At 64.8% G+C, this 8,094-nt stretch carries 9 protein-coding genes and 2 rRNA genes (1 of these 11 cut by a window edge); 5 read left to right on the forward strand and 6 right to left on the reverse strand.

Annotated features, from left to right (window positions below; all coding sequences use genetic code 11):
• Entirely contained in the window at nucleotides 1-183 is a 183-nt protein-coding gene (locus ACRSBM_RS28930) for a hypothetical protein (RefSeq protein WP_434448004.1), read from the reverse strand.
• Nucleotides 180-314 (reverse strand): hypothetical protein, encoded by a 135-nt coding sequence (locus ACRSBM_RS28935; protein WP_434448005.1) that lies wholly within the window; start codon nucleotides 312-314, stop codon nucleotides 180-182. Before ACRSBM_RS28935 ends, ACRSBM_RS28930 begins: the two co-directional genes overlap by 4 nt.
• Nucleotides 315-951: 637 nt before the next feature.
• On the opposite strand from ACRSBM_RS28935, the gene ACRSBM_RS28940 reads away from it, so the two are divergent.
• The 3 genes from ACRSBM_RS28940 to ACRSBM_RS28950 all read left to right on the forward strand — a co-directional run bounded on the left by ACRSBM_RS28940 (nucleotide 952) and on the right by ACRSBM_RS28950 (nucleotide 4,013).
• The gene (locus ACRSBM_RS28940; RefSeq protein WP_434448007.1) at nucleotides 952-1,890 is read left to right on the forward strand and encodes a helix-turn-helix domain-containing protein; all 939 of its coding nucleotides are present in this window, start codon (nucleotides 952-954) and stop codon (nucleotides 1,888-1,890) included.
• A gap of 27 nt (nucleotides 1,891-1,917) precedes the next feature.
• Entirely contained in the window at nucleotides 1,918-3,033 is a 1,116-nt protein-coding gene (locus tag ACRSBM_RS28945; RefSeq protein ID WP_434448008.1) for a hypothetical protein, read from the forward strand.
• Nucleotides 3,034-3,095: 62 nt separating this feature from the next.
• On the forward strand, nucleotides 3,096-4,013 hold the full coding sequence (locus ACRSBM_RS28950) for a hypothetical protein (protein WP_434448009.1): 918 nt from the start codon (nucleotides 3,096-3,098) through the stop codon (nucleotides 4,011-4,013).
• On the opposite strand, the gene ACRSBM_RS28955 is transcribed toward ACRSBM_RS28950, so the two are convergent.
• Nucleotides 3,986-4,786 carry an SDR family NAD(P)-dependent oxidoreductase gene (locus ACRSBM_RS28955; RefSeq protein WP_434448010.1) on the reverse strand — a complete coding sequence of 267 codons (801 nt, stop codon included), beginning with the start codon at nucleotides 4,784-4,786 and terminating at the stop codon, nucleotides 3,986-3,988. The two genes, ACRSBM_RS28950 and ACRSBM_RS28955, sit on opposite strands and share 28 nt — an antisense overlap.
• Nucleotides 4,787-4,873: 87 nt before the next feature.
• On the opposite strand from ACRSBM_RS28955, the gene ACRSBM_RS28960 reads away from it, so the two are divergent.
• Together ACRSBM_RS28960 and ACRSBM_RS28965 are read left to right on the forward strand one after the other, a co-directional pair.
• Nucleotides 4,874-5,233 carry a nucleotide pyrophosphohydrolase gene (locus ACRSBM_RS28960; protein WP_434448011.1) on the forward strand — a complete coding sequence of 120 codons (360 nt, stop codon included), beginning with the start codon at nucleotides 4,874-4,876 and terminating at the stop codon, nucleotides 5,231-5,233.
• The gene (locus ACRSBM_RS28965) at nucleotides 5,230-5,820 is read left to right on the forward strand and encodes a hypothetical protein (protein WP_434448012.1); all 591 of its coding nucleotides are present in this window, start codon (nucleotides 5,230-5,232) and stop codon (nucleotides 5,818-5,820) included. Before ACRSBM_RS28960 ends, ACRSBM_RS28965 begins: the two co-directional genes overlap by 4 nt.
• Here the strand turns inward: ACRSBM_RS28965 and ACRSBM_RS28970 are convergent.
• The 3 genes from ACRSBM_RS28970 to ACRSBM_RS28980 form a co-directional block, all read right to left on the reverse strand.
• Nucleotides 5,817-5,981: a hypothetical protein gene (locus ACRSBM_RS28970; RefSeq protein ID WP_156094242.1), complete on the reverse strand. Its 165-nt coding sequence runs from the start codon at nucleotides 5,979-5,981 to the stop codon at nucleotides 5,817-5,819. The genes ACRSBM_RS28965 and ACRSBM_RS28970 overlap by 4 nt on opposite strands.
• Nucleotides 5,982-6,141: 160 nt before the next feature.
• Nucleotides 6,142-6,258: ribosomal RNA gene (gene rrf / locus ACRSBM_RS28975) — 5S ribosomal RNA — on the reverse strand.
• Nucleotides 6,259-6,352: 94 nt separating this feature from the next.
• Nucleotides 6,353-8,094 (reverse strand): 23S ribosomal RNA (locus ACRSBM_RS28980) (it continues 1,343 nt past the right edge of the window).

The raw sequence follows: 8,094 nt of genomic DNA on the forward strand, positions 1-8,094 counted from the left end.
CTACTTCAGGTCGATCTCGATCTGGATGCCGTCGAAGATCTTCTTCAACGCCTCCTCCTGGTCCGCGTAGCCCTGCGCAGTGCCTCGGAACTTGTCCGAAGCAGACTGGAGACCTGCCTGCATGTCGGTGAACAGGTCCTTCAGATCGCCAAGCAACTGCGTGTAGTTGTCCTTGACCATCACGTGGCCACTGCCACCATCGCGGCGAACTGCTGCTGCATCTCGCCGATGTTGGGGAACTGCCCCTCGACGCGATGCATCTGAACTTGGAGTCGCTCGAACTGAGCGACGAGCTGGTCGAACTCCGCCGACATCAAGCCTTGAACCTCCTCCGGACCGTGGTGCTCCGCAGGTGCAGTGACGCCACGACAACACCCACATACTGACAGTGAGCAAGCCGAAGTGAGGGCGGAACAATCAACTCCACACCTGGCGTGTGACAGGCGCAACGGACGCGGCCTGAGGAGGTCTTTGCGACGAGGAGTACGCCAGGGCAATCAAGGCCGGCCGTACCGCCGCCAGTCCCGGCACGTTCCTGGGTGAGGAGATCACCCAGACCGCGGCGGGCTGGATCGACCGCAAACCGGACACTCCACACCTCACCGCCCGCTCTCCTCGACCGTCGGCAACGCGTGAGCGACCACGCCGTTCGCCGGTTCTCCAATAAGAGCTTCGACGAGGTCAGAGGAGCGCTCGGCGGCGCGTTGGAAGAGAGGCCCCCGGAGGTGAACGACAGTGCTGTGGAAGGCTGAAGGTCCGCTGTCCTGGAAGGCCTCGCACGCGCGACTGTGGCCGAACGGCTGTCCGATTTCCGGCCATGCGCAAGGTTCTCGGAGAACCTCGCACGTTGTGCGCGATAACGGCTGATCCTGTCCGGCTACACCGATCCGGACTCGTCCAGCACGCCAGAGCTGAACAGCGTTGTCTCGGCCGCGGCCAGCAGGGCCCCGCGTGGCACTGATCCTTATCAAGGGTGAGAATGACCGGATCATGCTCACGCCCTCGCGACTCACGCTCGCCCGCACCCGGCGCGGACTCACCGCGGCCGAGCTGGCGCGCAAGTCGGGCGTGCAGGCGCGGGCCATCGGCGAGTACGAACGCGGCCTGCGCAGGCCGCAGCCCGCCACGGTCGAGTCGCTGGCGGGGGCACTCGGGTTCCCAGCTGCCTTCCTGACGGCGTCCGAGCCGCCGACGCCTCAGGGCTCGCCAGCGAACGCCCAGGCGAGCGCGGCGGCGCAGCTCGCGATCGAGTTCAACGGGTGGCTCGATCGGCTGTTCGTGCTGCCCCAGCCCAGCCTGCCGCCGCCGCGGACGTCCCCTCAGGGCACGCGCGACGCGTGGCGGCTCGACTCGGGGCCCGCGCCGAACATGGTGCAGCTGCTGGAGTCGCATGGGGTGCGGGTGTTCTCGCTGCCGGTCGACTGTGCCGGGCAGGAGGCGTTCTCCTGCTGGCACAACGGGACGCCGTTCGTGTTCCTCAGTCCGGCCGCGACGCCGGAGCAGGCGCGGTTCGACGCGGCCGTTCAGCTCGCTGTCCTGCTCGGGCACGAAGAACCGCGGGAGTTCGCCGCCGAGTTCCTGATGCCGCAACGACAACTGCTGGGTACCGACCACCGGCACTGGCACGTGGCACGCGACCAGTTCTCGAAGTGGGCGAACGTCCACAGCCTGGTGCAGGGCGGCATGGTGCGCCGGGAGACCTCGAAGCTGCTCACCAAGGTGTTCCGGGTCCTGCGCGAGAACGGCACGACACCGCCGCACGTGGCCAAAGAGCTCAACCTCGGGCTGGAAGACCTCAATGGACTGGTGTTCGGACTGGTGCTGACAGCACTGCCAGGTGGCGGAGAACCAGGACCGCGAGGACGCGCGCGCCTTACCCTGGTCCACTGATCCGGCCTGGGGGGCAACATGATGTTCGTGCGGTATCTCGTCGCGGTGCCGTTGATCCTGCTGAGCTACGCCGGCGTGCCGTTCGGCTACCTGACGATGTCGTCGTACCTGTTCCAGCGGTCGCTGCCGTACGGGACCACGGAGTTCAACTTCGCCGCCGAGTTCAGCGAGAAAGTCACCGACTTCGACGGGTTCTGGCCCGTCCCGGTGGCGTTGGGGCTGTTCGCGGTGCTGTGGTGGATGACGGCGGCATGGCCGCGGATCGCGTTGCTGCCGTCGGTGCCGGTCGCGTTCATGGGCCTGGTCGGCGGGTCGGGATGGGAGAAGATGGTGCTGGCCGCGGCGACGCCTGCGCTCGCGTGCGGACTCGCTTGGCTCGCGGCGAAGGTCGTGTCGTGGCCGGTCACCGGCGACGTGCGGCGCTCGGCCGTCGAGGTCCTCATCGGACTGCGCGGCGACGGGCGGCTGCGGGTGCAGTCGCGCCGGCTGTTGCTCGACAAGCTGCCGCCGCCGCGCCACAAGCTGTCGCCGGTCGGGCGGGTCGCGATCCGGTTCGACCGGATCAAGCACGTCGAGGCGGGGGACGTGCGGACGCCCGCGCAGTGGCGGTTCGGCAACACCAGTGAGCTCACGATCACGCCGGGGCCCGTGCTGCGGATCATCGGCGGCGGCCAGGAGTGGCTGCTGCCGGTTGACGACATCGAGACGGCGACGCGCCTGGTAGTGGAACGGGCGAAGGTGCGCGCCAAGGCCGACCAGAGGCCGCCGTTGGAGAGCAGTCGCTGGTCGAACGCGAAGAAGCTGTGGGACCTGGCGGGCACACAGCCGTTGCAGCCGAACCTGCAGAAGGTCCGGCACGGCAACCATCACGTGATGCTCGTGATGAGCGCCCTCACGGCAGCGATGGCCGGATACGCGATTTTCCGCATGTTCACCGGCAGCTGGAGCTTCCTCTTCGGTGCCCTGATCTTCGGTGGCATCTCCCTCGGCACTGCCGGCGCCTGGGCTTCCATTGGCGCCGCTCAGCGGCTCGCCGAAGAGAACCCTCACTCACCGTTGACGGACGACCCCGATGTGCGACGAATTCCGGTCACCGGTTGGAGCCCTCGGCTCGCCACACTGGGCCAAACGAGCGATCTGTGAAACGCATCGCCCGGCATCCCCGACACTCAGAGTGACGGGAAGCCGAGTCGTGAGGATGCCCCATGACGATGCAGCAACGTTCAGAGCCTTCGCCTGCCGCCGTCCTCATCGCCGTTGCCGTGCTCGCGCTGGTTCTGACTGTTGCTTTCGGCCCACTGGGCTTCGTCATCGGCCTCGCCTTGTTCGCGTTGATGTTCGTCGGCACCAAGAACAGAACGCCTGACCAGATCACCCCGATCCGCACCCGGTCCCGCCTGCGCCGGCTGTCGACGGCGGGACGGGTCGCGATCGTCGGCGAAGCCCACCACCAGGACGCCATCGCCGAGATCGCGAGGCACTCGTCCGTACCGGCGCTGGACGGCGCGATTCCGGCGACGGCGGTGCTGGTGCCGGAGTCCGCGAGCTGGCACGACCGCGAGGCGGTGCGCGTCGACCTGCTGCGCGGCGACGGCTCCGCGGCCACCGCCGGCTACCTGCGCGCCGAGCAGGCCGCCGACTACCACCCGCTCCTGCGCGAACTGGCCGAGCGCGGCGAAATCGGCTCGTGCCCCGCCCGCATCATCGGCGGCGGCCAGCGCTACTTCGGTGTGCACCTGCATCTCGGTGCCCCACGGCTGTTGCTGCTCGACCACGAGGCGCTCGGCACGGCGCCGACGCTGCCCGCCGAACAGCAGGTCACCGTCACGGGTGAGGCAGCCCATCAGCACGTGTTGCATCGCGTGGTCAACGGCCGCACTCCAGTCCACGTCATCGCCGAACTTCGTGACTGCCGCATCGCCAAGGGCTCACACACGGGCGAACACACCCTCGAGGTGCTCCTCGAAGGCGAGAGCGTCGGCCAGCTCACGTATGCGATGGGTCTTCGCTACTACGACATGGCGGAGGAGTGGCGCGTCCGCACGGGGCGCGCGCTCTGCGAGGCCGTCATCACCAACGAGGGCACCCGCGGCCTTCAGGCGAACTTGCTGCTGCCCAAGTAGCCGGCGAACGTTCGCGGCTTCCGGCCGAGGACTCGCTGCACGCCGTCGGACAGGTGCGCCTCCGCTCCCGTGCGGATGCGCAGCAGCAGTGTCGTGATGAGGTCCGCGATCTCGTCCGGATAGCCGAATCCGCGCAACGAGGCGGTGAACTCGTCCGGCTCGACGTCGCTGTATACAACGGGGATACCGGTCACCGCGACGATCCGGGCCAGCATCTCCGGGAACGACAACGCCTCCGGTCCGCTCAGCTCGTAGGTCTGCCCCGCGTGCCCTGGCTGGGTCAGCGCGGTGACGGCGACCTCGGCGATGTCCAGCACGTCGATGAACGGATGAACGCCCTGGCCCGCGGGCAGCGCCAGCTCGCCCTGCTGCACCGGCGCCGCGAACAGGTCCTCGTCGAAGTTCTGCATGAACCAGGTCGGTCGCAGGACGGTCCACTCGACACCCGAGGCCTTGATCGCCGACTCGAACGGGTCGTCGTCAGGAGCGCCGCGCATCGACAGCAGGACGAGCCTGGTGACTCCCGCCTTCACCGCGACAGGCACGAACTCGACCAGCAGCGAGGGGTTCTCCGGCGGCACGACGTAGACGGCGGTGATGCCGGCCAGGGCCTGCTCCCAGGTGCCGGCAACGGACCAGTCGAACTTCGTGGCCGACGACCTCGACGCGGGACGGGCCGCGGGCCCGAGAAGGTCGACGACGCGCCGGCCGGTCTTGCCGGTGGCGCCGAGCACGAGGACGGTCGAGGGGTTGATTACGCTCAATGTTGACATGACTAGAGCCAATCAATGTTGACGCGGACGATCCATGCCTGATCAGCCGCTGCTCTTGCTCGTTCGTCCACGTGGTACTCAGTGGACATGAGTCAGCGTGATCTCGTGGATCTGAGGGACGCCCTGCGCGCGTTCGCCGCTGCCCGTGACTGGGACAGCTACCACACGCCCAAGAACCTGGTCATGGCGTTGTCCGCGGAGGTCGGCGAGCTCACCGACCTGTTCCAGTGGCTGACGCCGGAAGAGGCGCGGGACGCGATGCAGGACCCGGATCTCGCCTGGAACGTGCGAGACGAGCTCGCGGACGTGATGCACTACCTCACGAGGCTGGCGGACAAGCTCGGTGTCGACCTCGTCGACGCCGCGTTCGCCAAGATCGAACGCAACGAGCGGCGCTTCCCGACGGGAAGTTTGACGCCGGTACCGGTGGAGAAGGGTGAGCTTTGAGTCTGCAGAACGTGCATGTCCTGCACATGCACCAGAAGGTCACGTTCATGGTCAACCGCTACGAGGTCTTCCTCGACGACAACGGCGAGCCGGGCGCTCTGATCGGCTTCGCCGAGCAGAAGCGGCTCAAGATCAAGGAACGGATCACGATCTACACCGACTCGTCCAAGAGCCAGGTGCTGTTCGAGTTCAACGCCCGCAAGGCGATCGACCTCGGCAGCGGCTATGACGTGACCGACGCGAACGGGCAGCGGATCGGGTTGTTCCGCAAGGACTTCGCCAAGTCGCTGCTGCGGTCGACCTGGCACCTGGAACAGCCGGGCTGGGGCGCGACGACCGGCGCCGAGCGCAAGAAGTGGCTCGCGGGCTTCCGCCGGCTGTGGCAGTGGATCCCGATCATCGGAGACGCGCCGTTCCCCATGCGCTATCACTTCGACTTCGTCAAGGAGAACGGCGCTCCCGTGTTCAGCGTCGACAAGAAGACCTGGCTTCGTGACCACTACCTGGTCTCGATCCAGGATCCTGGCGTCGACCGCCGGCTCGTGGTCGCGCAGGCCGTGGCGCTCGACGCACTGCAGTCCCGCTAGAGGTACGTGAGCAGGAGGAGGATCAGGCACACCAGCAGCACGACGCCGAGCACTGCGGGCAGAAGCGACTGCGAGGACGGCGCGGGCTCGCGGGCGTGCCTGCCCCGCCTCCTGCGCGCTCGCCACCGCAAAGGTGCCTCCCCGGCCCACTGCTCGTTCATGACGATCACGGTAGGGACCGGGAAGCCGAGCTTGACTCACGTCACCCGCTCGCCGGGAACGCATCACCCGGTCGGCCGCCACAACGAACACGGCACCGGACAGAACACGAAAAGACCCTGCGGGGAGCGCTTGTGGCGCTCAACCCGCAGGGCAAATTAAGTTCGGCGGCGACCTACTCTCCCACACCGTAACCAGTGCAGTACCATCGGCGCAGAAGGGCTTAACTACCGGGTTCGGAATGGGACCGGGTGTTTCCCCAACGCTATAACCACCGAAACACTATGGAAATATTCAACCAAAACCCCGAACAACAGGGTTCGATCAGTCCTGGTTGTTCTTCCAGAACCGCACAGTGGATGCGTAGCGTCTTTGTAACAAGTCCTCGGCCTATTAGTACCAGTCAGCTCCAACCGTTACCGGTCTTCCACCTCTAGCCTATCAACCCAGTGGTCTAGCTGGGGGCCTTAACCCACGAAGGGTGGGATACCTCATCTTGGAACGAGCTTCCCGCTTAGATGCCTTCAGCGGTTATCCCTTCCGAACGTAGCCAACCAGCAATGCTCTTGGCAGAACAACTGGCACACCAGCGGTCCGTCCGTCCCGGTCCTCTCGTACTAGGGACAGCCTTCCTCAAGTATCCTACGCGCGCGGCGGATAGGGACCGAACTGTCTCACGACGTTCTAAACCCAGCTCGCGTACCGCTTTAATGGGCGAACAGCCCAACCCTTGGGACCTACTCCAGCCCCAGGATGCGACGAGCCGACATCGAGGTGCCAAACCATCCCGTCGATATGGACTCTTGGGGAAGATCAGCCTGTTATCCCCGGGGTACCTTTTATCCGTTGAGCGACCACGCTTCCACAAGCCATGGCCGGATCACTAGTTCCGACTTTCGTCCCTGCTCGACCCGTCAGTCTCACAGTCAAGCTCCCTTGTGCACTTGCACTCGACACCTGATTGCCAACCAGGCTGAGGGAACCTTTGAGCGCCTCCGTTACTCTTTGGGAGGCAACCGCCCCAGTTAAACTACCCACCAGGCACTGTCCCTGATCCGGATCACGGACCGAGGTTAGACATCCAATACGACCAGAGTGGTATTTCAACGATGACTCCACACTGACTGGCGTCAGCGCTTCACAGTCTCCCACCTATCCTACACAAGCCGAATCGAACACCAATACCAAGCTATAGTAAAGGTCCCGGGGTCTTTCCGTCCTGCCGCGCGTAACGAGCATCTTTACTCGTAATGCAATTTCGCCGGGCCTGTGGTTGAGACAGTCGAGAAGTCGTTACGCCATTCGTGCAGGTCGGAACTTACCCGACAAGGAATTTCGCTACCTTAGGATGGTTATAGTTACCACCGCCGTTTACTGGCGCTTAAGTTCTCAGCTTCGCCCCGAAGGACTAACCGGTCCCCTTAACGTTCCAGCACCGGGCAGGCGTCAGTCCATATACATCGTCTTGCGACTTCGCATGGACCTGTGTTTTTAGTAAACAGTCGCTTCTCGCTGGTCTCTGCGGCCAGCTGACCCTAGCCCGCGAAGGGCTTCAAGTCCTCTGGCCCCCCTTCTCCCGAAGTTACGGGGGCATTTTGCCGAGTTCCTTAACCACAGTTCGCCCGATCGCCTCGGTATTCTCTACCTGACCACCTGTGTCGGTTTGGGGTACGGGCCGCGTGAAAGCTCGCTAGAGGCTTTTCTCGGCAGCATGGGATCACTCTACTTCGCCTCAATCGGCTACGCATCACGTCTCAGGATATATGCCTGGCGGATTTGCCTACCAGACTCCCTACACGCTTGCACCAGTACTACCACTCACTGGCGGAGCTACCCTCCTGCGTCACCCCATCGCTTGACTACTACAAGTTCAGGTCCCGCGCTCCACAACCCAGCTAGTCCCGAAGGACATCGCCGAGCGCTTCGGGCGGTTAGTATCACAAGGTTCATCATGGGCGCGTTCACACGGGTACGGGAATATCAACCCGTTGTCCATCGACTACGCCTGTCGGCCTCGCCTTAGGTCCCGACTTACCCTGGGCGGATTAGCCTGGCCCAGGAACCCTTGGTCATCCGGCGGACGAGTTTCTCACTCGTCTTTCGCTACTCATGCCT

It is taken from the genome of Lentzea xerophila, assembly GCF_051094245.1.
In the GTDB taxonomy this organism is placed as follows: Bacteria; Actinomycetota; Actinomycetes; order Mycobacteriales; family Pseudonocardiaceae; genus Lentzea; species Lentzea xerophila.